At 62.2% G+C, this 26,250-nt stretch carries 18 protein-coding genes; 15 read left to right on the top strand and 3 right to left on the bottom strand.

Features of this window, described 5'->3' with window-relative positions:
• Positions 1-236: 236 nt before the first annotated feature.
• From ACSQ26_RS14380 to ACSQ26_RS14325, 12 genes are all read left to right on the top strand, one after another.
• Positions 237-923, top strand: coding sequence for a response regulator transcription factor (locus ACSQ26_RS14380; protein ID WP_436009870.1), 687 nt, complete (start codon positions 237-239; stop codon positions 921-923).
• Complete coding sequence (locus tag ACSQ26_RS14375; protein ID WP_436009868.1) at positions 923-2,464, top strand: sensor histidine kinase; 1,542 nt, start codon at positions 923-925, stop codon at positions 2,462-2,464. The genes ACSQ26_RS14380 and ACSQ26_RS14375 overlap by 1 nt, the downstream gene beginning before the upstream one ends.
• Before the next feature lie 154 nt (positions 2,465-2,618).
• The gene (locus tag ACSQ26_RS14370) at positions 2,619-3,092 is read left to right on the top strand and encodes a hypothetical protein (protein ID WP_436009866.1); all 474 of its coding nucleotides are present in this window, start codon (positions 2,619-2,621) and stop codon (positions 3,090-3,092) included.
• A 175-nt stretch (positions 3,093-3,267) separates the two neighbouring features.
• Positions 3,268-4,401 carry a c-type cytochrome biogenesis protein CcmI gene (gene ccmI / locus ACSQ26_RS14365; RefSeq protein WP_436009864.1) on the top strand — a complete coding sequence of 378 codons (1,134 nt, stop codon included), beginning with the start codon at positions 3,268-3,270 and terminating at the stop codon, positions 4,399-4,401.
• On the top strand, positions 4,398-4,850 hold the full coding sequence (gene ccmE / locus ACSQ26_RS14360; RefSeq protein WP_436009862.1) for a cytochrome c maturation protein CcmE: 453 nt from the start codon (positions 4,398-4,400) through the stop codon (positions 4,848-4,850). Before ccmI ends, ccmE begins: the two co-directional genes overlap by 4 nt.
• A complete protein-coding gene (locus tag ACSQ26_RS14355) occupies positions 4,847-6,850 on the top strand; it encodes a heme lyase CcmF/NrfE family subunit (protein WP_436009860.1) in 2,004 nt (667 codons plus the stop codon). Before ccmE ends, ACSQ26_RS14355 begins: the two co-directional genes overlap by 4 nt.
• Complete coding sequence (locus tag ACSQ26_RS14350; RefSeq protein WP_436009858.1) at positions 6,847-7,314, top strand: cytochrome c-type biogenesis protein; 468 nt, start codon at positions 6,847-6,849, stop codon at positions 7,312-7,314. The genes ACSQ26_RS14355 and ACSQ26_RS14350 overlap by 4 nt, the downstream gene beginning before the upstream one ends.
• A gap of 130 nt (positions 7,315-7,444) precedes the next feature.
• Positions 7,445-9,031, top strand: coding sequence for a Do family serine endopeptidase (locus ACSQ26_RS14345; RefSeq protein ID WP_436009856.1), 1,587 nt, complete (start codon positions 7,445-7,447; stop codon positions 9,029-9,031).
• Between the two features lie 96 nt (positions 9,032-9,127).
• Positions 9,128-9,817, top strand: coding sequence for a response regulator transcription factor (locus ACSQ26_RS14340; protein WP_436009854.1), 690 nt, complete (start codon positions 9,128-9,130; stop codon positions 9,815-9,817).
• Positions 9,817-11,253 (top strand): sensor histidine kinase, encoded by a 1,437-nt coding sequence (locus ACSQ26_RS14335; protein WP_436009852.1) that lies wholly within the window; start codon positions 9,817-9,819, stop codon positions 11,251-11,253. The genes ACSQ26_RS14340 and ACSQ26_RS14335 overlap by 1 nt, the downstream gene beginning before the upstream one ends.
• A 27-nt stretch (positions 11,254-11,280) precedes the next feature.
• A complete protein-coding gene (locus ACSQ26_RS14330; protein WP_436009850.1) occupies positions 11,281-14,235 on the top strand; it encodes a bifunctional [glutamine synthetase] adenylyltransferase/[glutamine synthetase]-adenylyl-L-tyrosine phosphorylase in 2,955 nt (984 codons plus the stop codon).
• 737 nt (positions 14,236-14,972) lie between these two features.
• A complete protein-coding gene (locus ACSQ26_RS14325) occupies positions 14,973-15,407 on the top strand; it encodes a GFA family protein (RefSeq protein ID WP_436009848.1) in 435 nt (144 codons plus the stop codon).
• Between the two features lie 296 nt (positions 15,408-15,703).
• Here the strand turns inward: ACSQ26_RS14325 and ACSQ26_RS14320 are convergent, their stop codons facing one another.
• The 3 genes from ACSQ26_RS14320 to pepN all read right to left on the bottom strand — a co-directional run bounded on the left by ACSQ26_RS14320 (position 15,704) and on the right by pepN (position 21,863).
• Positions 15,704-16,645: a calcium-binding protein gene (locus ACSQ26_RS14320; protein WP_436009846.1), complete on the bottom strand. Its 942-nt coding sequence runs from the start codon at positions 16,643-16,645 to the stop codon at positions 15,704-15,706.
• A gap of 99 nt (positions 16,646-16,744) precedes the next feature.
• Complete coding sequence (locus ACSQ26_RS14315) at positions 16,745-19,045, bottom strand: PAS domain-containing sensor histidine kinase (RefSeq protein ID WP_436009844.1); 2,301 nt, start codon at positions 19,043-19,045, stop codon at positions 16,745-16,747.
• Between the two features lie 172 nt (positions 19,046-19,217).
• Positions 19,218-21,863 (bottom strand): aminopeptidase N, encoded by a 2,646-nt coding sequence (gene pepN / locus ACSQ26_RS14310; protein WP_436009842.1) that lies wholly within the window; start codon positions 21,861-21,863, stop codon positions 19,218-19,220.
• A 290-nt stretch (positions 21,864-22,153) separates the two neighbouring features.
• On the opposite strand from pepN, the gene ACSQ26_RS14305 reads away from it, so the two are divergent.
• From ACSQ26_RS14305 to ACSQ26_RS14295, 3 genes are all read left to right on the top strand, one after another.
• Positions 22,154-24,457: a xanthine dehydrogenase family protein molybdopterin-binding subunit gene (locus tag ACSQ26_RS14305; protein ID WP_436009840.1), complete on the top strand. Its 2,304-nt coding sequence runs from the start codon at positions 22,154-22,156 to the stop codon at positions 24,455-24,457.
• 65 nt (positions 24,458-24,522) lie between these two features.
• Entirely contained in the window at positions 24,523-25,455 is a 933-nt protein-coding gene (locus ACSQ26_RS14300) for a DMT family transporter (protein ID WP_436009838.1), read from the top strand.
• A 111-nt stretch (positions 25,456-25,566) separates the two neighbouring features.
• Positions 25,567-26,250 (top strand): DUF2726 domain-containing protein, encoded by a 684-nt coding sequence (locus ACSQ26_RS14295; RefSeq protein WP_436009836.1) that lies wholly within the window; start codon positions 25,567-25,569, stop codon positions 26,248-26,250.

Genomic DNA, 26,250 nt, shown 5'->3' with positions numbered 1-26,250 from the left:
ATGCGTTTCCAATTCGTCAGGGCGGGCTGCAAATGGCGATTTCTGCGCTTCCGGTGCTCGCGTACTTGAAGGTACGCTGCGCTCCGGTTCTCGAAATCACCATTTTCGCCGCACCCTGCCGAATTGTCGAACGCATTGCGCGTCGCGGCTAGTCTCACCAAGGCTGGTTCCGGTCAATTCTTGAATGGGCGGCGATGGACGGTTAGGGTAAGGCCTCAGGAAATCAGGATTCATTGATGCGCATACTTGTTGTCGAAGACGATCAGAACCTCAATCGCCAGCTCACCGACACGTTGAAGGAGGCGGGCTATGTGGTCGATCAGGCCTTCGATGGCGAGGAGGGCCACTATCTCGGCGAGAACGAACCTTATGATGCAGTCGTGCTCGATATCGGCCTGCCCGAGATGGACGGCGTGACGGTGCTCGAGAAATGGCGCGAGGCCGGCCGCAAGATGCCGGTGCTGATCCTGACCGCCCGCGACCGCTGGAGCGACAAGGTGGCGGGCATCGATGCCGGCGCCGACGATTACGTGACCAAGCCTTTCCATATGGAAGAGGTGCAGGCGCGGTTGCGCGCGCTGATCCGTCGCGCGGCGGGGCATGCGAGTTCCGAAATCTCCTGCGGTCCGGTCAAGCTCGATACCAAGAGTTCGAAGGTCACCGTCAGCGGCATGACACTGAAGCTCACCAGCCACGAATTCCGGCTTCTCTCCTATTTGATGCATCACATGGGGCAGGTGGTTTCGCGCACCGAGCTTGTCGAGCACATGTACGACCAGGATTTCGACCGCGATTCCAACACGATCGAGGTGTTCGTCGGGCGGCTGCGCAAGAAGATGGGCATCGACCTGATCGAGACCGTGCGGGGCCTCGGCTATCGCATGCAGCCGCCGGCCGAAGGAGACGCCAAGGGCGGCAAATAATGGCGGACAACGCGGACAGCGGGCCGACCGCCGAGACGGCCAAGGGAAAACTGGTCCGGCGCCTACGCGCATTCTCGGCATCGCTGCCGGCCCGGCTCAACTCACTGACCGCGCGCGTCTTGCTCTACACCACCGTCTGGTCGGTGATCGGGCTGGTTATCCTCGCTTTCGTCATTTCCAACCTCTATGCCGCGGGCGCCGAGCGCAACCTGCGAGATCTTCTCCGGACGCAGCTCTATTCGGCCGTCAACTCGGTCTCGATCGATCCCGGCACCAAGGCGCTCCAGGGCCGGCCGGCGCTTGACGAGCTGGCGTTCCAGCAGCCCGGCAGCGGCTGGTACTGGGAGGTGCTGCCGCTGGGCGACTACAAGACCGACAAGCTCGCCTCCGACAGCATGGAAGGAATCGTAGTGCCGACGCCTTCCAACACCGAAGTGCAGTTCAACCCGCGCTTCGAGCGCTTTTACCAGACGAAGGACTCGGCCGGAAACGATGTACGCGTCGCCGAAGCCGAAATCAGCATGCAGGAAGAGGCCGGCGACGAGGGCAGTGATTTCTCCGCTGACGAGCCGGAGGCTGTCTATCGCAGCGTCCGCTTCCGGATGATCGGCAACCACAAGGTCGTCGACGACGATGTGGCGCTCTTCAACCGCAGCCTCTATTTCGCGCTGGCGTTGTTCGGCGCCGGATCGCTGGTGCTCAATGCGTTCGTCGTGCTCGTGGGTCTAAGGCCACTCGATCGGGTACGGGCGGCGCTGACACGGATCCGGGATGGGCACGCCGAGCGGCTCGACGGCAACCTGCCGCTGGAGATCCAGCCGATGGCGACCGAGGTCAATGCGCTGATCGAGAGCAATCGCCGCGTCGTCGAGCGCGCGCGCATGCAGGTCGGCAATCTCGCGCATTCGCTGAAGACGCCGATCGCCGTGCTGCTCAACGATGCCAGCCAGATGCAGGCGCCGCATAACGGTCTGGTCCGTTCGCAGGCCGAGATCATGCAGGGCCAGGTGCAATCCTACCTCAACCGCGCCCGCATCGCCGCCCAGCGCGACAGCATTCTCGCCCGCACGGAGGCCGAGCCCGTGCTGCAGAGGCTGGTGCGCGTTATGCGCAAGCTCAATCCGGACAAGGAATATGCGCTTTCGATCGAGCCCAAGAACCTGAGGCTCGCCATGGAGGCGCAGGATATCGAGGAAACGATCGGCAACCTCGTGGAGAATGCCGGCCGCTTCGCGAAGCACCGGATCACGATCGCCGCGCGCATCGCGCCGCAGGGCGTGACGGGCGACGATCCCGCGCGCCGGCACTGGGCGCAATTGACGATCGAGGACGACGGGCCGGGACTGGAGCCCGGCCAGATCAAGGAAGCGCTCAAGCGCGGCCGCAGGCTCGATGAGAGCAAGCCCGGCACGGGGCTTGGCCTGTCGATCGTCTCGGAGATCGTCTCCGAATACAAGGGCGCATTCTCGCTTTCTCGCGCCGCGTCCGGCGGGCTTCGGGCCGAACTGGTGTTGCCGATGATCGCCGCCCGGGAGATTTGAAACAATTCGCTGGCCGCCGGCACGGTTTAGGGTCGCCGAATCGAATATAAGCCGGTTATGATGCTGCCTTAATACTGCCATCAGTGCTGAGCAGATGGGGTTGATACCGTGACTGTCTCGCAGTCGCGGCCTTGAAGGGGCAAAGCAGATTCGAATGGCGATCCTCGATCCCGCAATCATGAGCCGCATGAAGCTTGCCGGCATGCTGTTGGCCGCCCTGCTCGCGGCGGGTTGCACCACCACGTCGGGATCGGACAGGCTCGATGAAACCGGCGAGCAGATGGCCGAGGCGACGACAAGCGAGCCGGAACCGTCCGCCTTCTATATCCAGGCACTGAAGGGCGGGCTGGTTTCCAAGATCGCCGACATCAAGCTCTCCTCCGCCGACCGTTCGCGCGCGCTGGAGGCGGAATACAGGGTGCTGGAATCGACGCCCAGCGGACAGACCGTGGCCTGGGAAGGCTCCGGCGGGATGAAGGGCCAGGTGATCGCGGCCGTGCCCTACCAGGTCGGTTCACAGAACTGCCGGCAGTATAGCCATTCGATCACGCTCAAGACGGGCGCCGAGCCGAAGCTGGCGCGCGGCGCTGCCTGCCGCAATGCCAACGGCTCCTGGACGCCGCTCTGAAATTCATCGCGTTATAGAATTGGAAAGGCCGGACCCGCGCTGCGGGTCCGGCCTTTTTTGACGTTTTGTCATTTGCGATAGCCGCCAGCAAATTGCGGCTTATCGCCTCAAATTTGCGTTATGTTTGATCCTGGTCATTGGAATGTCGGCGCCTTTGACATAGTGGATCGTGGATATGTTCTGGATTCTCGCCATTTCGATTGCGCTGGTCGCAGCGCTGCTGATCGCCTCTCCGCTGCTTCGGCGCGGGGAAGAGGACGTTGCCGCGCGTCCGAACGATGCCGAAGTCTATCGCGACCAGCTCTCCGAGATCGAAAGCGACGAGAAAAGCGGGTTGATCGATGGAGAAAGCGCCGGACAGGCGCGGGCCGAGATCGCGCGCCGGCTGATTGCCGCGAGCCAGGATGCGCCGCGCAAGTCGTCGTTGCTCGGCGGGCGGCAGGCGGTGATGCTGGCCGTCTTTCTCTGTCTTGTCGTGCCTGCCGGGGCAATGGCGCTATATAGCCATGCCGGCCGGCCGGATGAGCCGGATTATCCGCTCAGGGCGCGCTTCGAAAGCCCGCAGCCCGACAGCAACATCCTGATCCGGCGCGTCGAACTCAGGCTCGAAGAGCATCCGGAGGACGGACGCGGCTGGGAAATACTGGCGCCGGTCTATCTCAAGCGGGGCCAGATCGCCGAGTCTGTGAATGCCTGGCGCAATGCAATCAAGTATCTCGGCGCCGATGCCCGCCGCTATGGCGGTCTCGTCGAGACGCTTGTCGTGAGTAGCAAGGGGCGTGTGGATGCCGAGGCGCGCGACGCCTTCACCAAGATCCTGGAGCTTGTGCCCGGCGATCCCAGGGCGCGGTTCTACCTGGCGCTCGCCGAGGCGCAGGATGGCAAGGCCGACGCCGCGATTGCGGCGCTTGAGGCACTGAAGAAGGATTCGGATCCCGCCGCACCCTGGATCGAGGTGACCGACGCCCAGATCGCACGCATCCGCGCCGAGAAGGAGCAGGCCGCCAAGGCGCCCGGCAACCCCGATGAAGACGATGTGGCGGCGGCAGCCGACATGTCGGACGAGGACCGGACGCAGATGATCCGCACCATGGTCGAGAGCCTCGATGCCCGCCTCGCGGATGACCCCAAGAATTTCGAGGGCTGGAAGCGGCTAATGCGTTCTTATGTGATGCTGCAGGATCCGGTTAAGGCCACGGAAGCGCTCAAGCGCGGCCTTGCGGCTTTTCCCGCCGACAGCGACAATGGCAAGGCACTGATATCAGATGCCAAGGAATTGGGCATCAGCCTGGAGGGCGTTACTGAATGACCCGCAAGCAAAAGAGACTGGCGCTGATCGGTGGCGGCGTGGCCTTCCTTTGCGCGGCCGTGATCCTCGTCATGTTCGCCTTCAGCCAGTCTGTCGCCTATTTCTACGTACCGTCCGACCTTGCCAAGGCCGCGCTGAAGCCGGAAACGCGCGTGCGGCTTGGCGGGCTGGTCAAGGAAGGCTCGTGGAAGCGCGGGCAGGGTATGGTCGAGACATTCGAGGTGACCGATACGCTGGCGACCGTCTCCGTCAGCTATACCGGCATCCTGCCCGATCTCTTCCGCGAGGGGCAGGGCGTGGTGGCGGAGGGCAGGCTCCAGGGTAATCCAATGGTGTTCCGCGCCGACAGCGTGCTCGCCAAGCATGACGAGACCTATATGCCGAAGGATGTCGCCGACCGGCTGAAGGCGAAGGGCGTGACCATGTCGGGCAAGGAGACCATCAAGTGATCGTCGAGCTTGGCCATTTTGCGCTGGCGCTGGCGCTGGTTGCGGCGCTTCTGCAGGCGACGGTTCCGCTATTGGGGGCGCTACGCCGCGACGAGCGGTTGATGGCGGTTTCGACATCAGGCGCGCTGGTCACCTTTCTGCTGGTCGGTCTTTCCTATGCGGCACTGACCTGGGCCTATGCGACCTCGGACTTTTCAGTGCTGAATGTGTGGGAAAACTCGCATTCGAAGATGCCCGATCTCTACAAGATCACCGGCGTCTGGGGCAATCACGAGGGATCGATGATGCTCTGGCTGTTGATCCTCGTCTTCTTTTCGGCGCTGGTGGCGATCTTCGGCGGCAACCTGCCGGCGACGCTGAAGGCCAATGTGCTGGCAGTCCAGGGCTGGATTGCTTCGGCTTTCCTGCTCTTCGTGCTCTTGACCTCCAATCCGTTCACCCGCGTGTTGGGGCTTCCTGGCATGAACCCGCCGCCGGCCGAGGGCCAGGACCTCAATCCGGTGCTGCAGGATTTCGGCCTCGCGATCCATCCTCCGCTGCTCTATCTCGGCTATGTCGGCTTCTCGGTCTGCTTCTCCTTCGCGGTCGCCGCCCTCATCGACGGGCGGATCGATGCGGCCTGGGCGCGCTGGGTGCGGCCCTGGGCGCTGCTCGCCTGGACCTTCCTTACCGCTGGCATCGCCATGGGCTCCTATTGGGCCTATTACGAGCTCGGCTGGGGCGGCTGGTGGTTCTGGGATCCGGTGGAGAACGCCTCCTTCATGCCGTGGCTCGCTGGCACGGCGTTGCTGCACTCGGCACTGGTGATGGAAAAGCGCCAGGCGCTGAAGATCTGGACCGTGCTGCTGGCAATCCTCGCCTTCTCGCTGTCGCTGCTCGGCACGTTCCTTGTGCGCTCGGGCGTGCTGACTTCCGTGCATTCCTTCGCGTCGGACCCGTCGCGCGGCCTGTTCATCCTCTGCATTCTTGCGATTTTCATCGGCGGGGCGTTTGCGCTGTTCGCGCTGAGGGCTGGTTCGCTGGCGCCCGGCGGGCTGTTCCAGCCTGTGTCGCGCGAAGGGGCGCTGGTACTCAACAACCTGATCCTGGTGGTTGCGACCGGCGCGGTGCTGACCGGCACGCTCTATCCGATGCTGCTGGAAGCACTGACCGGCGACAAGATATCGGTCGGCGCGCCCTTCTTCAACATCGCATTCGGCTGGCTGATGGTGCCGCTCATCGCGGTGCTGCCCTTCGGGCCGCTGCTCGCCTGGAAACGGGGTGATATGGTCGCGGCGGCCAGCCGGTTGCGGCTCGCCTTCGTGCTGTCGCTTGCGCTGGGGATCATCATCTGGATCGCACGTGGCGATGGGCCGATGCTGACCGCGCTCGGCGTCGCGGGCGGGCTTTGGCTGATCTTCGGCGCGCTGACCGATCTCTGGGGCAGGGCGGGTTTCGCCCGCGCCGGGTTCTCGAACGGTAGTCGGCGGCTGATCGGCCTGCCGCGCTCGGCCTTCGGCGCAGCGCTTGCGCATGCGGGGCTCGGCGTAACGGTCCTCGGCGTCGTGCTGGTAACGAGCTGGGAGACCGAGCAGGTGCTGGAAATGTCGGCCGGCCAGACGGTGGAGGCGGGAGGCTATTCCGTCCGCTTCGACCGGGAAAGCGTGCGCGCCGGCCCGAACTATGTCGAGGATGCCGCTCATTTCTCGATTCTCACCGGCGGCGTGGTGCAGGCCGAGACCGACAGCGCCAAGCGCATCTATCCGGCGCGCCAGATGCCGACGACCGAGGCGGGCATCGTCAGCTTCGGGCTTTCCCAGCTCTATATCTCGATCGGCGACAAGACCGAGGACGGCAAGCTCGTCGTCCGCATCTGGTGGAAGCCCTGGATCCTCTGCATCTGGGGCGGGGCCTTGGTCATGATGGCTGGCGGTGTGGTTTCGCTGTCGGATCGCCGGCTGAGGGTCGGCGCGCCCACGCGGCGGCCAAAGGCTGCGCCTGTCCTGGGGGCGGCCGAATGAGGACGATCCTGGTGGCTCTGATCTTGCTGGCTGCCTCACTGACCCCGGCGTTTGCGGTCAATCCCGACGAGGTGCTGGCCGATCCCGCGCTCGAAGCGCGTGCCCGTGCGATCTCCGCCGAACTCCGCTGCATGGTCTGCCAGAACCAGTCGATCGACGATTCCAATGCCGAACTCGCCAGGGATCTGCGCGTGCTGGTGCGCGAACGGCTGACGGCGGGCGATACGGACGACGAGGTGCTCGCCTATCTCGTCTCCCGCTACGGCGAATTTGTGCTGCTCAAGCCGCCGCTGGGATTCAATACGGTGTTGCTGTGGGGCATGCCCGTGGCGCTGCTGGTGATCGGCGGTGTGGTGATTTTCCGTCAGTCGGCCCGGCGCAGGCACCCCGTTCCAGCGGCACCGCTGTCGGAAGACGAACAAAAGGCACTGGACGCGATTCTGGCCGACCGATCCGGAAAATAATCGGCTGCATACATTACCAATTTTTCATTCTCCGGAAACATTGCCGCAAGGTGCCCGGCTCTACATCTTTCCCATCGAACGAATTCGCCGGTTGCACCGATGCTCCGGCACTATCGAAGGAAAATGTGACATGATCGGCAAGTTTGCTAACGTCTCTTCTCTCCTCAAGGCAGGCACCATCGCCGGTGCCGCCGTCGCCGTGACCATTACCGGCATGCCGGCGATCCACAGCGCATTTGCGGCCCCCGTCAAGATCGAAGCCCAGCAGGTCCCGGGCTTCGCCGATGTAGTTGCCGCCGTGACCCCCGCCGTCGTTTCGGTCCGCGTCCAGTCGCGCGCCAACCCGGTCAACGACGACATGTCCTTCAATTTCGGCGGCCCGAACGGGTTCGACGACCTCCCCGACGATCATCCTCTGAAGCGTTTCTTCCGTGAGTTCGGCGAGGGCGACCAGCGCTTCGGCAACCAGATGCCCGGCCAGCGCAATGACGATCGCTGGAATCGCGACAACCGCCGTGCCGACAGGCCTATGAAGCCCCGCCTGCGTCCGACGTCGCAGGGCTCCGGCTTCTTCATCACCGAAGACGGTTATCTCGTCACCAACAACCACGTGATCGACGGCGGCACGGCGTTCACCGTCGTGATGACCGACGGTACCGAACTCGATGCCAAGCTGATCGGCAAGGATCCGCGCACCGACCTCGCCGTGCTGAAGGTGGACGACAAGGAAAAGCGCAAGTTCACCTATGTCTCCTTCGCCGACGAACACAAGGTTCGCGTGGGTGACTGGGTCGTCGCCGTCGGCAATCCCTTCGGCCTTGGCGGCACGGTGACCGCGGGCATCGTTTCGGCACTTGGCCGCGATATCGGCGCCGGCCCCTATGACGACTTCCTGCAGGTGGACGCTGCCGTCAACCGCGGCAATTCCGGTGGCCCGACCTTCAACCTTTCGGGCGAAGTCGTCGGCATCAACACCGCGATCTTCTCGCCGTCGGGCGGCAATGTCGGTATCGCGTTTGCCATCCCGGCTTCGGTTGCCAAGGATGTGGTCAACCAGCTCATGAAGGGCGGCGATATCGCCCGAGGCTGGCTGGGCGTCAAGATCGAGCCGGTGACGGCGGATGTCGCCGAATCCCTCGGCCTGGCGGAAGCCGCCGGTGCCCTGATCAACGAGCCGCAGGCCGACTCGCCGGGCTTCAAGGCCGGCCTGAAGGAAGGCGACGTGGTTACCGCCGTCGATGGCGATCCGATCAAAGGGCCGAAGGAGCTCGCCCGCAAGATCGGCTCCATGCAGCCCAACAAGGTGGTGGACCTCTCGGTCTGGCGCGACGGCAAGTCGATCAGCGTCAAGGTCACGCTCGGCAAGCTGCCGGATGAGAACCGCGTTGCTTCCGCCGATCCCAACATGGGCGGCCAGAATGGCGCCCAGGAACCGGAGACCCCTGCCGAGCAGACGCTCGACAAGCTCGGCATCGTGGTCACCCCGGCTGACGACGGCAACGGCGTGCAGATCACCTCGGTCGATCCCGAATCCGACGCTGCCGACAAGGGCCTGAAGAACGGCGAGAAGATCACGTCGGTCAACAACCAGGACGTCAAGTCGGCGTCCGATATCCAGAAGGTGATCGACGAAGCCAAGGCCGGTGGCCGCAAGAAGGCGCTGTTCCAGATCCAGGATCAGAACGGCAACCGCTTCGTGGCGCTCGATCTCGGCTGATAGAGCCGGCCCACCAGCAACCACGACACCCTGACGGTTTGCCCTTTCCCCAAAATTTTGGGGGGAGGGCTTCCTGACACCTGAAATTCATGCGTTATGCTCCAGTCCATGAAGATTCTCATCATCGAAGACGACCTGGATGCGGCGAGCTATCTGGTGAAGGCCTTCCGCGAGGCGGGTCACAGCACCGAACACGCCAGCGACGGCGAGAGCGGCCTCTTCATGGCGTCGGAAAACAATTATGACGTTGTGGTCGTAGACCGCATGCTGCCGCGCCGCGATGGCCTGTCGGTGATCTCCGAACTCCGCAAGCGCGGCGTCAACACGCCGGTGCTGATCCTCTCGGCGCTCGGCCAGGTCGATGACCGGGTGACCGGCCTCCGGGCCGGCGGCGACGACTATCTCCCCAAACCCTATTCCTTCACCGAACTGCTGGCCCGCGTCGAGGTTCTGGGCCGCCGACGGGGTTCGCCCGAGCAGGACATGGTCTACAAGGTCGGCGACCTCGAACTCGATCGGCTCGCCCATGACGTGCGCCGCGCCGGCAAGGAAATCGTGCTCCAGCCGCGCGAATACCGCCTGCTCGAATATCTCATGAAGAATGCCGGCCAGGTGGTGACCCGCACCATGCTGCTGGAGAATGTCTGGGACTATCATTTCGATCCGCAGACCAATGTGATCGACGTCCACGTGTCGCGGCTGCGCTCCAAGATCGAGAAGGACTTCGACCGGCCGCTCCTGCGCACCGTGCGCGGCGCCGGCTATATGATCAAGGATGACGCCTGATGGCTGAAAAGGGCACGAGCGCGGCGCTCGCCCGTTTCCAGATGCTCTACAGGAATACGGCCGTCCGGCTCTCGGCACTCTATCTGCTGCTTTTCGCCGTCTGCGCGGCGACCCTCGTTTTCTACGTCACCTCGATCTCAGAGAGCCAGCTGCAGCGGCGGATGAAGGATTCCGTCGCCGAAGAAGTCGGCATTCTCAACGACATTTTCACCCAGGGTGGGCTTCAGGCGCTGCTCAGCGTGCTGGAGCGGCAATCCCACCAGCCGGGTGCCAATCTCTATGTCATCGCCGGCCCCAATGGCGAGATGCTTGCCGGCAATGTCGCCAAGCTGCAGCCTGGTGTCATCGATGCCGAGGGCTGGACCGACCGGCCGTTCCTTTACAACCGCTTCGGCGACCAGTCCTCGAAGGACAAGCACATGGCGGTCGCCAATGTCTTCTTTCTCGACAACGGCATGCGCATCCTTGTCGGCCGCGATCTCGGCGAGCCGGAAAATGCCCGCCTGCTGGTCCGCCAGGCATTGATGCTGGCGCTCGGCATCATGGGGCTGGGCGCGCTGATCATCTGGTTTGCGATCGGCCGCAGAGCACTTCAGCGCATCGACCGGATGTCGGGCGCAGCGCAGAACATCATGGCGGGCGATCTCTCCGAACGGCTGCCGGTGACCGGCTCGGGCGATGAGTTCGACCGGCTCTCGACGTCGCTCAACACCATGTTGTCACGCATGGAGCGGCTGGACGAAGGGCTACGACAGGTCTCCGACAATATTGCCCACGACCTCAAGACGCCGCTGACGCGGCTGCGCAACAAGGCTGAAAGCGCGCTGGGCGACAAGAGCGAGCGCGGCCATACGGCAGCGCTCGAGGATATCATCGCCGAGAGCGACCAGTTGATCCGCACCTTCAACGCGCTCCTGATGATCTCGCGCGTCGAAGCGGGTTCGGCGGTCGCCGAGATGTCGGATATCGACCTTTCGGCCGTGGCCTCGGAGGTCGCGGAACTCTATGAGCCCGTCGCCGAGGATGCGGGGCTGTCGATCGAGAAGGTGCTGGCGGCCGATTGCCGGGTGCGCGGCAACCGCGAACTGATCGGCCAGGCGATCTCCAACCTGATCGACAATGCGATCAAATATGGCGGCGGCACCGGGCCGAACACGATTGTGCTTGTCACCAGCCGCGCGGGCGGCGGGACGGAACTTGCCGTCTCCGATCATGGTCCTGGCGTCCCGGACGACAAATACGAGGAAGTCACCAAGCGCTTCGTTCGGCTCGATGAAAGCCGTTCCAAGCCGGGTACCGGGCTGGGGCTGGCACTCGCCGTGGCGGTGATGGAACTGCATGGCGGACGCATCGATTTTGCCGCGACCGTTCCAGATAAGACTGAGAATAGTGGATTGACGGTGAAAATGGTGTTTCCGGAGAGCAAAGCGAACTAGGTTTGCGTTGTTCTGGGAGGAATGCGCGTGGCAGATGACAATGGCGGCAGGCTCAGCGATATCGAGCCGAACGCACTGAAACCCTTCAATCAGCAGGAACTGAAATCGGTTCTGTCCGACCTGAAGGATTGGGCGAAGGGCGAGCCTGATATTGCACGCCTGCTCGAACAAGGCGGGCCGCTCAAGGATTTCGTGTCGGCCGCCTTCACGTTGTCGCCTTATCTGCGCGATACCGCGCGGCTGATGCCCTCCTTACTCTCGGCGGCGATCACGCAGGATATCCGCGCGCTTCTCGCCGAGATCACGCGACAGGCGCGAGACGCCTGGCATGGTGCGACGGAAGCCGAACTGATGACGGCGCTGCGCAAGGCCAAGCGCCGGGCGTCGTTCCTGATCGCCATGGCCGACTTGGCCGGCTTGTTCGATGGCCGGGAGACGACGCACTGGTTGTCGGAACTCGCTGATGTCAGCATTTCCGCCGCCTTCGACCATCTTCTGACAATCGCCCATCAGACCGGAAAACTGGTTCTTCCCCACGAAGACGAGCCGTGCCGTGAAACCGGCCTCGTCGTGCTGGGCATGGGCAAGCTTGGCGGCCGCGAACTCAACTATTCCTCGGATATCGACATCGTCGTGTTCTTCGATCCGGATAATGGCATGTTGGCCGATCCCGACGAGGCGACCGACACTTTCGCGCGCATGTTGCGGCGGCTGATCCGCATTCTGCAGGACCGCACCGGCGACGGCTATGTGTTTCGCACCGATCTGCGGCTCCGGCCCGATCCCGGTTCGACGCCACTGGCGATCCCCGTCGACGCGGCCATGCTCTATTACGAGGGCAGGGGGCAGAACTGGGAGCGTGCGGCCTTCATCAAGGCGCGACCCGTCGGCGGCGACCTCAAGGCCGGAGAACGGTTCCTCAAAGACCTGGTGCCTTTCGTCTTCCGCAAATATCTCGACTATGCGGCGATATCGGACATCCACTCGATCAAGCGGCAGATCCACGCCCATCGCGGCCATGACGAGATCGCGGTCAAGGGTCACAATATCAAGCTCGGTCGCGGCGGTATCCGCGAGATCGAGTTCTTCGCCCAGACCCAGCAGCTGATCGCCGGCGGGCGCATGCCGGAACTTCGAACAAAGAGCACCGAGCAAGCGCTTCTGCCGCTGGAGCAAGCGCGCTGGATCGATACGAAAACCAGGATCGAACTGACCGAGGCCTATTGGTATCTGCGTGCGGTCGAGCACCGCATTCAGATGGTCAATGACGAGCAGTCGCACAATCTGCCGGAGGGCGAGGCCGAGCTGAAGCGCATCGCCTTCATGATGGGCTGTGACGGCACGGCGAGCTTTTCGGCTGATCTGGTCAAAATGCTGAGGACCGTCGAGAAGCGCTATGCCCAGCTTTTCGAACAGGAGGCGAAGCTCTCCACCGAGACCGGCAACCTCGTCTTCACAGGCCGGGTCGACGATCCCGATACGCTGGAGACGCTGAGAGGCCTCGGCTTCAAGCGGCCCGAAGGGGTGTCGGCGACGATCCGCGCCTGGCACTATGGCCGCTATCGCGCTACGCAATCGGTCGAGGCGCGGGAACGTCTGACTGAATTGATGCCGGAACTGTTGCGTACCTTCGGCCAGGCGGCCGAGGCCGACGAGGCGCTGTTGCGTTTCGACCAGTTCATCTCCGGCCTGCCGGCGGGCATCCAGCTGTTCTCGCTGCTCTCCTCCAATCCCTCGCTGCTGTCGCTGATCGCCACGATCATGTCTGCGGCGCCGAAGCTTGCCAGCATCATCGCCTCCAAGCCGCATGTCTTCGACGGCATGCTCGATCCGGCGCTGATGTCGGAACTGCCGACGCGCGACTATCTGCAAAGACGGCTGCGAAGCTTCCTGTCGGGCTCGTCGCATTTCGAGGAGACACTCGACCGCCTCAGAATCTTTGCCTTCGAGCACAGGTTCCTGATCGGCATCCGCCTGCTGACCGGTGTGATTGGCGGCGCGTCGGCGGCGTCCGCTTTCACCCATCTCGCCGATCTCGTGATATCGGAGGCGCTTGCCGCAGTGACGTCAGAGCTTGAGACAGTGCACGGCAAATATCCCGGCGGCCGGGTGGCGATCATGGGGCTCGGCAAGCTCGGCAGCGGTGAACTGACGGCCGGTTCCGATGTCGACCTCATCCTGCTCTACGACTATGACAGCGAGGCGGCGGAATCGGATGGCCCGAAGCCGATCGACTCCAATCGCTATTTCGCGCGGCTGGCCCAGCGCATGATCGCGGCGCTCTCGGCGCCGACCGCCGAGGGCGTGCTCTATGAAGTCGACATGCGGCTGAGGCCCTCCGGCAACAAGGGGCCGGTGGCGACGCGCATCAACGCCTTCGAGAAATACCAGTCGGAGGAGGCCTGGACCTGGGAGCATATGGCGCTCAGCCGTGCGCGCATGGTGGCGGGCGATGAAAGCCTGAAGACCGAGGCGGAGCGTATCATCGAGCGTGTCCTGGGTATGCCGGCCGACGCCAGGAAGATCACCAAGGAGGTCGCCGAGATGCGCGATCTGATCGAGGAGGAAAAGCCGCCCAAAGACATCTGGGATGTGAAGCTGATCCCTGGTGGGCTGGTCGACATCGAGTTCATCGCGCAATACCTCACGCTGATAGCACCGGGAGAGGGAATCTCGGCCGAGGGCCGCACTGCCAATACCGAGGCGACGCTGAAGCGGCTCGGGCCACACTTCCTCAAACCGGCCGATCTCGACACGGTGGTCGCCGCACTCAAGCTCTATTCGGACTTGGCGCAGGTGGTGCGGCTCTGCATCGGCAACGGCTTCGACCCCAGGGAAGCTCCCGAAGGGTTGAAAGAGATCATCTGCCGCATAACGGAGTTGCCCGACCTCAAGGTGCTCGAGGGCGAGCTGAAGCGCTATTCGCAAGAGGTTCGCGCTATTTTCAAGCAGGTGGTCAGCGCGGCACGTGAGCGAGACTAGTAAGAGTGCTGCGGCAACCGGTTGCTGCAGGTGGCATGGCGTCCTCCCGCAGCAAGGCGGAGTGGGTCCGCCCCTTCTGTCCCCGCTGCGAATGCAGAATCGTATCATGACAAATTTATGAAACGTCGCAATCACAACATTCAGGGATGTGGGGTCTGCCGGTGGAATAGCCGCCGCTCAATGGGAGACGGCCGACGCCCCATTTGAGGGGACGCCCGACCGTCGGAGGGGCAATCTTTTTGGGGGATTGCAATCTTAGTATATGCTTAAGTGCGGTTCATTTCTATCTTCGGCGTAACTTTGTACGCTTTTGACCAACCACCGTTGGCCGGGAACCCGCTAAGAATAGCGGCGTTTCAGGAGGTCGTGTCTAGCGTATTAGGACGACACGCCGCGCGCATGGTGAGCCCTGCACATCGGCGCGCGGCACCTTGACAACATGGCCGTGACCCCGCTTTTTCGGCGGCACAGTATTTCGTCACAGCAAAAAGAAGTCCGCTACGGGAGCCATCAAGTAGGGAGCAAACTATTTTAGCGCGGCACAATGCGCGTGGGCGGGTGATGGTTGAGAGCAGCGCAAGGAGCACTGAGAGCCTCTGTCGCATCCGTCATTGAGCAAGCAAGTAAAACTTAGCCAGATTGAAATAGTGGTTGACCTAAGCTTCGAAAGTGCCACCATCACTTCGCTATCACCGTTCACCCGCTACACTGGGTGAGGCGAGCCGAAGGAGGACGTCATGATAGAGAATGGCAGCCACACCGGAAAGTGCTTCTGCGGCTCAGTTGAGATCGAGGTGAGCGGCGACCCGGCTGCCATGGGCTTCTGTCATTGCAGTTCGTGTCGGACATGGTCGGCGGGACCCGTGAACGCCTTCACGCTTTGGCCACCCGAGAAGGTCCGGATCGTCAAGGGCGCGGACAATCTGTTAGATTATCAGAAGACCGCCAACAGCGTGCGCAAATCGTGCAAAATCTGCGGTGGACATCTTATGACCGACCATCCGCTCTGGAGTGTCACCGACGTTTATGCCGCAATTATTCCAACACTGCCGTTCGAACCCGCGCTCCATGTAAATTATCAGGAGACGGTGCTGCCGATGAAGGACGGATTGCCCAAGTATCGGGACGTGCCAACGGACCTGGGAGGCACGGGAGAATTGATCGCGGAGTGATCAGGCCAGCCAGACGGAGCGGTACCCCCGGAAGCTTGGTCCGGAGCCATCCCGTTTCGAAGGCTGAGTGGAACTAACCATCGGTGCATTGCATTCCCGGCTCGCAATCAGAGGCCGCGCGCCGTGTCAGACGATGACATCCCGTTTCTGTGGGACTCAGTGACGAAGACCGCTCGCGTGTTGAAAGGCAACCGAACCGCTACCGTACCCGGCAGCTACGTCGATCGGAGCCAGGCGACTGAGGCTGCCTTAACCCTTTGCCGCAAGCTTGGGTGTGGATGCGGTCGCGAGCGAAGCTAAAGCACCATGAAAACGAAGTCGTTTACATCGAGATTGGGTTTGCCCCCACCTTCACTCTCGACATGGGCGAGAAGGACCTGATATTCAGTGTCATCTCCATCGCGAAAGACCTGCAGGAACGAGCCGGTGGATTCTTCATAGATCATCTCGTCGGCAAAAAAGCCTGCATTGCCCGAGAAAAGACCACGGTCCATGATCCGGCCGTTGTCGTAGTTCAAGTAACCCATCTCGTCCATTTCACGATCGATTATCCGAATTTGATCTCCGAATTTCGCAGGGTCGAACTCGCCGCCGATGTCGAGCACGAGCGCGATCTTGTCGATGCCCTTCTGGAAATCGGTGATGTTGGAGTAGGAGTAGTCCTCGGTCAGATGAAACTGGAAAACGTCCGCGCCTGCGCCGCCTGTCAGTTGGTTCCGTCCACCGGCAGCGCTGAGGAAGTCGTTGCCACCACCGCCGTTCAGCACATCGTCGCCGCGCCCGGCGAAGAGATAGTCGTTTCCGTTCTCTCCGCGGATCTTTGCGCCGTTTTCGCCGCCATAGATGGTCTCGCCCGCTTTTGTACCCATCAGAGTCTGCTGGAGGGTCGCTTCGCTGAAATTGTAGATAATTTCTTCAACGCCGCTGACTTTGGCGACAAGGCCCATGCGGCTGAGTTCGGTGGTTTTGGCGCCGCCCTCCGCGTCCACGATCAACGTGTCGTCGCCGCCATCGCCGTCGATCGAGGCGCCTCTCGATTTCGATCGATTGGGATTGCTGAAGTTGAAGCTGAAGCCGCTGATCAGGTCATTGCCCCCGCCCGCATGAATCACGTCGGCCGCCCCGTCGCCGATTTCTTCCCAGCCCGATATCAGGTCATTTCCGGCATTGCCCCAGATCAGATCCTTGGCTTTTCCTCCCCGCAGTGTATCGTTGTAGGTCGAACCAGTCATCTTCATCGCAATATCCTCCGGGCAAATCATCATTGTTGCTGCACACGCCGGATCGGCGGGCGTTTGGGGTTGCCGCAATCATTGGATGAAATTTGTTAAGAGGAGTTAAATCCGCACGCCGATAACCGTGCCTTTGCCCTCGGCCGAGCGGATGCGCATCGCGCCGCCATGGAGCTGGGTCAGCGAGCGGGAAATGGCGAGCCCCAGCCCCGAACCGCCCTGGCTCTTGGCATACTGGCTCTGCACCTGCTCGAAAGGCTGGCCGATCTTCTGCATCGCGGCCCTCGGGATGCCGATGCCGGTGTCGCCGATGACGAGCGCAACCCTGCCGTCGATCTTGCGCGCACGCACGATCACCCGGCCGTTTTGGTTGGTGAACTTGACCGCGTTGGAGAGCAGGTTGAGCAGGATTTGCTTCATCGCGCGCCGGTCTGCATGGAGGTTGAGGTCGGGGCTGATATCCTGCTCGACCACGATGTTCTTGGCACCCGCCTCAATCGAAATCAGCCTGAGGCTCTCCTCGATCAGCACGGCGAGATTGGTCGGTTCGGTCTTGATCTGCAACTGACCCGCCTCGATCTTCGACATGTCGAGAATGTCGCTGATGACGTTGAGCAGGTGAATGCCGCTGTCATGGATGTCGCAGGAATATTCGTGATACTTGTCGCTGCCGAGCGGGCCAAACATCTGGCTCTGCAGGATTTCCGAGAAGCCGAGAATGGCGTTGAGCGGCGTCCTGAGTTCGTGCGACATGTTGGCGAGGAATTCGGACTTGGCGCGGTTGGCGCCCTCGGCGCGCTCCTTTTCCGCCTGGTAATTTGCGTTGGCGACGGAGAGCGCGGCCTTCTGCCGTTCGAGCTTGACGCGCGAGGCGGAGAGGTCGCCGATCGTCGCCATCAGCCGGCGCTCGGATTCGCGCAGGCGTTCCTGGTGCCGCTTGAGCAGCGTGATGTCGGTGCCGACCGAAACCAGCCCGCCATCATGCGTGCGGCGTTCGTTGATCTGCAGCCAGCGGCCGTCGGCGAGTTGCACTTCCGTCGTCTGCGACTGGCAGTTCTCCGGGTCCGGATCGGCAAGCCGGCGCTCGATCACCGGGCGGCAGGCGGAGGCCATCAGCGAACTTCTCTCCGTGCCGGTCACCAGCACGCTGTCGGGCAGGCCATAGGCTTGCTGATAATGCGCGTTGCACATCACCAGCCGGTCGTTCTTGTCCCACAGCACGAAGGCTTCCGAGGTGGATTCGATGGCGTCCGCCAGGCGCTGGTCGGCCTCGGCATAGCGCTGTGCGAGCTTGGTTTGCTCGGTCACGTCCATCGCGATGCCGATCAGGTGGACGCGGCCGGAATGGGCGCGGATGATCTGGGCGCGGGCGCGCAGCCAGACATAATGTCCGCCGGCATGGCGCACCCGGAAAATCTGGTCGACATTCCTCAGTTCCCCTTTGGCAATGCCGCGGGCCAGCGAATAGATCGAATTGTCATCCGGGTGCATCATCCGGGCCATGTCTCCGAAGGAGAGCACGTCGGTGCGCGGCGGTATGCCGAGCATTTCATACATCGACCGCGACCAGAACAGGCGGCCGTCGGCCATGTCGAAATCCCACAATCCGCAGCGGCCGCGCGACAGCGCTGTTTCGACGCGCAGGTTGGATTCGACGAAGACGTCGTCGGCGTCACGCGCCCGTTTCGCCTGGGTGTAATAGGCGTAGAGGATGACCAGGATGATTGCCGAAATGCCGGTAAACAGCGTGACGTTCAGGGAAATCTCATCGCGAAGATGGCCGGAAATCGCATCGAGCGGGGTTACCGCCAGCACGAAGCCGCCCTTGCCGGGGAGGGCCATGAAGGATGCGAGATGCTCGCGCCCACTGAGCGAGATGTTCAGAAGACGGTTGATTTCGAACTCGCCGGAGAAGAGTTCCGGCAGCAGGACCTGGAGGTAGCGGCCCTTGAGGAAGAAGCCGTCGCCGGTGCCGGCGATCACGTAGCCGCCATTATCGGCAAGCAGGACATGGGCACGAAATGCGCCCGGTGTCGTCTTGCCGAGTTCGGTCAGCATCGCCTGGGCGCGCTCTGCATTGGCGCGTTTTGCGAGTTCGGGCAGCGTCGAGAGTTTGGCGGAAACCAGCGATGCGGTGAAGGCGGCCTCGCGGCCCGCCGTGTCTTCCATGCGCACGACTTCGCCATAGATGCCGAAGACGCGCGATGCCGCAACAACGAGCAGGAAGGCGGTAATAAGGATCGGGATCGATTTCCTGAGCGCAGGCTCGGCCCGCGCCAGTTCGATCGCGGGCGGAAAATTGAGCCGCCGGGAGCCTTCCCTGATGCTTCGTTCGACCCCCGAAAGGCCCGTCAGGCCACGCCTGAGCCAGCCGCCGGCCACGCTTCCTCGTTGCGCATCCGCCATGATTCCCGCCTTGATTCTCTTGCAGATTCGCCGCGCCGCTCGCCCGAATCATCCATAAGGAATCACGCGGCGGGGACATTGTCCAGATGCCGCATTTAACGGATTTTTAACCCGTTCTTTTGACTCACAGATTTTTTTGCCCGCAAGCACCGCGCAAGCAGTTTGTAGTGCTTTACACCTTCTGCATGCGGTCGATGAGGTCTCGCACGTCGGTGGAGAGCGGGCCGGACTGGTCGATTTGCAGAAGCGCGAAGCGGGCGTGTCCCGCACGGTTCTGCTCCAGCGAACGCCAGGACCGCATCGACGTGAGAATGCGGGCGGCGACCTGCGGGTTGCGCTTGTCGATATCGATGATCTGCTCGGCGAGGAACCGGTAGCCGGCACCGTCGGCGCGGTTGAATCCGGTCGGGTTGGCCATGGCGTAGGAGCCGATCAGCGCGCGCAGCCGGTTGGGATTGTTCGGCGCGAAATGAACACTCTCCATCAGGCCCTTGATCCGGTCGAGCGTGTCCGCTCCGGGGATCGTTGCCTGGATCGTGAACCACTTGTCGATGACCAGTGGATTGCCGCTGAAACGCTCTTCGAAGGCCGCGATGGCATCCGATGCCGCCGTCGTCTGGGGAAAGCGATGCGCCAGCACCATCAGAGCATGCGACAGTTCCGTCATGTTGTTGGCATTGCCGAAGGCGGCGGCCGCGCGGGCCGGATCGTCGTCGGCATAGGAAAGCCACGTCAGAGACGCATTGGCGAGCGCGCGCCTTCCGGCACTGGCCGCGTCGGGGCTGAACGGCCCTTCGACCTTCATGCTCGCTTGAAGGGTATTGAACTCGTCCCTGGCGTTCGCTGCGATCGACCAGATCACACCATCGCGGACATCATGAATGAGGTCGGGGTCGATGTTGCTGCCCATTTCTCGGGCAATGTCGGCTTCCGACGGAAGTGCAAGCACTTGTGCCCGGAAAGCAGGCTCGAGCGCTTCGTCGGCGATCGTCGCCGTGATGATCGAATGCAGCGCATCCGACGCGCTAGTGGTTTCGCCTAAGCCGGCGTTTACGCCAATGATCATGTCCTGCATGGCTAGGTGATTGATCGCCTGCCAGCGGGAAAAGAGATCGCCGTCGTGGCGGGCGATATGGACGATATCGTCCGACGACTGGTCGAAATGCATGTTGACCGGCGCCGAGAAGCTGCGGTTTAGCGATACGACGGGCCGGGACGAAATGCCCTCGAACGTGACTTCCTGGGCGCGCTCGGTCAGGTGCAGCACGCCGCCCGAATATTCACCGCCCGTGACAGCACTTGGCGTGGCTTCCGAACCATTGTCCAGGATCAGGCCCATCGCCAGCGGGATGTGCATGGGCTCCTTCACCTGCTGGCCGGGCGTCGGCGGGATCATCTGCTCGAGCGAGAGCTTGAGATTACGGGCCGAGGCGTCATAGGCAGCCGAGACGGTGACCGCCGGCGTGCCGGCCTGGTGATACCAGCGCGTGAACTGCGTGAGATCGCGGCCGCTTGCTTCCTCGAAGCACTTGACGAAATCCTCGATCGTCACCGCCTGACCGTCATGGCGCTCGAAATAGAGGTCCATGCCCTTGCGGAACGTGTCGCGGCCGAGAAGCGTCGCGATCATGCGCGTGACTTCCGAGCCTTTTTCATAGACCGTCGTCGTGTAGAAGTTGTTGATTTCGCGGTAGATGTTCGGCCGCACCGGATGCGCCAGCGGGCCGGCATCCTCGGCGAACTGCTCAGCCTTGAGGTGGCGCACTTCGGCGATGCGCTTGACCGCGCGGCTGCGCTGGTCGGCGGAGAATTCGTGGTCGCGGAAGACGGTGAGGCCTTCCTTCAGGCAAAGCTGGAACCAGTCGCGGCAGGTGATGCGGTTGCCGGTCCAGTTGTGGAAATATTCGTGCGCGACGATCGCCTCGATATTGGCGTAGTCCTGGTCGGTGGCGGTTTCCGGGTCGGCCAGGATGTACTTGTCGTTGAAGACGTTGAGGCCCTTGTTCTCCATGGCGCCCATGTTGAAATCGGACACGGCGACGATCATGAAAATATCGAGATCGTATTCGCGTCCAAAGGCTTCCTCGTCCCACTTCATCGAACGCTTGAGCGCATCCATGGCATAGGCCGCGCGGTCTTCCTTGCCGTGCTCGACATAGATCTTCAGCGCCACTTCGCGCTCGCTCATGGTGGTGAACGTGTCTTCCACGACCCCGAGGTCACCGGCAACAAGTGCGAACAAATAGCTCGGCTTCGGATGCGGATCATACCAGGCGGCAAAGCGCCGGCCGTCGCCGTAATCGCCGGCGCCGAGGAAATTGCCGTTCGACAGCATCAGCGGGTTGGCGGCGCCGTCGCCGATGATGGTGATCGTATAGATGCCCAGCACATCCGGCCGGTCCATGAAATAGGTGATGCGGCGGAAGCCCTCGGCCTCGCACTGGGTGCAATAGGTGCCGTTGGTGCGGTAGAGCCCCATCAGCTTGGTATTGGCTTCCGGATTGACGATGGTCTCGACCGTGACCTCGAAGGTCGTGCCGGTCGGCAGGCCTCTAATGGTCAGCGTGTTGGGGCCGACCGTGTACTGGCTCTCGTCGATCGGATTGCCGTCGATGGCTACCGCGCGCAGATTGAGTTCGTCGCCGTCGAGGACCAGCGGCGCATTCTCGTCGGCGCCTTCGCGGCGGTGCATCAGCGAGCGCTGGATGACGAGGGTTTCGCGCGGGTCGAGCTCGAAGGTCAGATCCACCCGTTCGAGAACGAAATCGGTCGGACGGTAGTCTGCCAGATGGATGACCTGGCCGGCGGTAGCTTCCATGTGATGTCCCGAATGGCATGCGCCATTGTCTGCGTTCAATTCATCTGCGCCAAGTATCGCGGAACGTGAGCGACAGGGCGAGTCCCGGCGGCAGCATCCCAGTCAAACCCTGAAACATCGTTAAACGCAATCCCGGAATGACACAATTCAGGAGGGCCATTTTCATAATTTCATGATCAGCGGGGTTCAAAATATGACGAAAGGCAATATGGTAGTGTGATCAACGAAGCGGCATCGCCGATCCTGTCCGCCGCAGCTTCACCAGACCGTCCGATAGCAGGGTTGCACATATGAACGTGCCGAAATTTGGTATTGGAGCCTCGGCGCTCCGCAAGGAAGACTTCAAACTCGTCAGGGGCGAGGGAAGCTATACCGACGATGTGCAAGTGGAGAATGCGCTGCACGGCTTCGTCTGGCGCTCGTCGCATGCGCATGCCTGGTTCAAGATCGTTTCGACGGAGGCAGCACTTGCGTCGCCGGGCGTGCATCTGGTGTTGACGGGGGAAGACGTCGGCCACCTCGGCGCGATGCCGAGCAAGGAGCAGGTCACCCAGCCGGATGGCACCCTGAACGTCAAGCGCGAGGCGCCGGTTCTCTGCAGCGGCGTTGCCAGGCATGTCGGCGATGCGCTCGCCTTCATTGTCGCCGATACGCGCGAACAGGCCGAGGACGCGGCCGAACTGATCGAGATCGAGGGCGATGGAATTGGAGCGCATGTCGATCTCGCGACCGCGCTCGACGAAGGGGCATCGCTGGTCTGGGAGGAACTCGGCAGCAATCAGGCTTTTCACTACCGGATCGGCGACAGGCAAGCGACAGACGGGGCCTTCGCGACGGCAGCGCATACGACAGAGCTTCGCGTGGTCAACAACCGGGTGATCTCGCATTATCTGGAGCCGCGCGCGGCGGTCGGCGCCTATGACGCCGAAGCCGATAGTTTCACGCTGCATACGCCGTCGCAGGGCGTCCATTCCCAGCGCAGCATTCTTGCCAAGGATGTCTTCCGCATCGATCCCGAGAAAATCCGCGTGATCACCGGCGATGTCGGCGGCGGCTTCGGCACCAAGATGTTCACCTACCGCGAATATGCACTCGTGCTGGAAGCATCGCGCCGGCTCGGCCGCCCGGTCCGCTGGGTTTCGAGCCGCACCGAGCACGCGCTTGCCGACACGCACGGGCGCGACAGCATCATGGATGCCTCGCTTGCCTTCGATGCCGATTACCGGATCACCGGCATGCGCGTGGATATGGTTGCCAATATGGGCGCCTACCTCTCGCAATACGGGCCGATGATCCCGACCATGGCGGCGCTGATGGCGACCGGCGTCTACGACATTCCCAACCTCGATTACGAAATCAAAGGTGCTTACACAAACACCACGCCGGTGGATGCCTATCGGGGCGCCGGCCGCCCGGAAGCCGCCTATCTCATCGAGCGCCTGATGGATTCCTCGGCGCGCGATCTCGGCGTCAGCCCGGTCGAACTCAGGCGGATCAATTTCATCAAGCCGGAGCAGTTCCCCTATCGCACCCAGTCGGACTGTCTTTACGACGTCGGCGAATTCGATGGGCATCTGCAGCAGGCGCTTGAAATGTCCGGATATGGCAGCTTTCAGGAGCGCTACGACGAGGCGGCATCGCGCGGCAAGGTTCGCGGCGTCGGGCTTTCGACCTATGTCGAGATCTGCGCGTTTCCCGGCTCCGAACCGGCGCATCTCCATCTCAACCTCGATGGCACGATCACGCTCTTCATCGGCACCCAGACCAACGGCCAGGGCCATGCCACCGCCTACAGCCAGCTCATCGCCGAGAAGATCGGGATTGATTTCGACAAGATCATCGTCCGCCAGGGTGACACGGCCGAGCTCTCGCGCGGCGGCGGCACCGGCGGCTCGCGCTCCATCCCGATCGGCGGCGTCTCGGTGGTCCGCGCCGGCGAGGATCTGGCGGAAAAGATAAAACGTATTGCCGGCGACGAACTCGAAAGTGCCACTGACGACATCGAACTGGTTGGCGGCATGGCACGCATCGCCGGCACTGACCGCATGATGAGCTTCGCCGACGTCGCTCGCGCCGCGAAAGACCCGGCGGACATCATCGCGATTGCCGACGTCAAACAGGACGAGGCGACATTCCCCAACGGCACGCATGTCGTGGAAGTCGAGGTCGATCCGGAAACCGGGATGACCGACATCGTCAACTACCAGATCGTCGACGACTTCGGCGTCATCGTGAACCCGGTTCTGCTGATGGGCCAGATCCATGGCGGCGTTGCGCAAGGTGCGGGACAGGCGCTGGTCGAAGGCGTACAATATTCCGAAGAGGGCCAGCTGCTCACCGCCACCTTCATGGATTACGCCGTGCCGCGCGCGGGAGACCTGCCGTTCTTCAAATTCGAGACCCGCAACGTGCCCTCGGTCGCCAATGCGCTCGGCATCAAGGGCGCGGGCGAGGCGGCGACGATCGGCTCGACGCCCGCGGTGATGAATGCGGTGATCGACGCGCTCCATCGCGGATATGGTATCAAGACGTTGGACATGCCCGCCACGCCGGGCAAGGTCTGGGAAGCGATCGAGGCCGCCAAGGCCGGCTGATCATTCCATGCTTCATGCCGGTCGCCGGATGGCGGCCGGGCAATGCTCTATTCGGACATGCATCCATGGACAAGACCGTCGCCAACCCCGCTCGCGGCATCGCAATGAAAGTGATGTCGATCCTGCTGTTCATCTCGATGCAATCGATGGTGAAGCTGGCCGGGCCGGGCATCGCGACCGGCGAGATCACCTTCTTCCGCTCCTTCTTCGCGCTCGTGCCGATCATGGTCTGGCTGTTTTTCCGTGGCGAACTGGGCGTGTCGTTCAAGACGGCCAATCCGATGGGGCATTTCTACCGCGGCTTCATCGGCGTCTCGTCGATGGCGCTCGGCTTCTACGGTGTGGTGCACCTGCCTCTGCCCGAGGCCGTGGCGATCGGCTATGCCATGCCGCTGTTCGCCGTCGTCGCGGGCGCAGTGCTGCTGGGCGAAGACGTGCGGCGCTACCGATGGGGTGCGGTGTTCGCGGGTTTCATCGGCGTGGTGATCATCGTGTGGCCCAAGCTCACATTGTTCGAGCAGGGCGGCCTCAGTCCCAATGAAATCTCCGGCGTGGCGGCGGTGCTATTTTCTGCGGCGCTGGCGGCAGTCGCCATGGTGCATGTGCGCCAACTGGTCCGTACCGAGAATACGCCGACGATCGTGCTCTATTTCTCGCTGTCCTCCGCCATCTTCTCGCTGATGACGCATCCCTTCGGCTGGAACGCCTTGCCCTGGTCTTCCGCTGCTCTTTTGATCGGCGCCGGTTTCGTCGGTGGGCTGGGGCAGATCCTGCTGACCCAGAGCTATCGCTTCGCCGACGTCTCGACCATCGCACCCTTCGAATATACCTCGATCATCTGGGCGACGTTCTTCGGCTATTACCTGTTCGGAGACCTGCCGGGCGGCACGCTGCTGTTCGGCGCGGCGATCGTCATCGGTGCCGGCGTCTTCATCCTCTATCGCGAGACCCGGCGGAAGGTGCCAACCCACCGCGAGGACCAAACGCTCACGCCTTAGGGCAACGCGACATTCAGGCTCTGCGAGTTCGTTGAAACGTCTCTTTACAAAAGCTTCATTTTGAAGAATTGCTTTTACGCCTCTTCGACCGTTGTGAAGTAGACTGTTCCTATGTCACCAGAGATCATCGACTTTGTCTCGCAACATCAAACATTGATCGCCGCCCTGTTTGTCGGCGTTGTTGCGGGGTTGGCGGTAGCGCGCTTGAGAACAAGCCTGCGGCGGCATGCTTGGAGAAAGCGCGACCGCGCATACCAACAAGGACGGCAACCTGTAATCTCCCATGCGGAGCCTAATCCGTGGTTCCGAGAGTCTGAGGCATCCAACAGGCCCACCGATGCCGCAGACCAACTGCGCATTGTCATGGCCGCGAACTTCTCGCCGCAGCCGCTTCTTAGTAAAAGCGAAGCGCGTGTCTTCCAGGAACTCGATGCCTTTGTCACCGCCTGCAATCCGCACTGGCTGGTCATGGCGCAAGTGTCACTTGGCGAGATACTCAAAAGTCGAGATGCCCACGCATATAGTTGCATCAACTCCAAGCGGGTAGACTTGCTGCTGATTGACGAAAATTGTCATCCTCGTCATGTCGTCGAGTACCAAGGCAGTGGACATCATCAAGGCACCGCCGCAGCACGTGACGCAGTCAAGAAGGAAGCGCTGCGGCGTGCCGGCATTGGTTACCATGAAGTGGTGGCCGGGCAGACGACGCCATCCGAATTGAAGCGGCTTGTCGAAAGGCTGGTTGAAAGTCCCGCACCTGCGCAGCCCGCGGCGACGCGGACGTCCAGCAACTGA

This window comes from Rhizobium sp. LjRoot254 (genome assembly GCF_964254105.1).
Taxonomy (GTDB): Bacteria; Pseudomonadota; Alphaproteobacteria; order Rhizobiales; family Rhizobiaceae; genus Rhizobium_E.
Note: the sequence above shows the minus strand (reverse complement) of the source record. Positions and strands in the feature narration are given on the sequence as shown.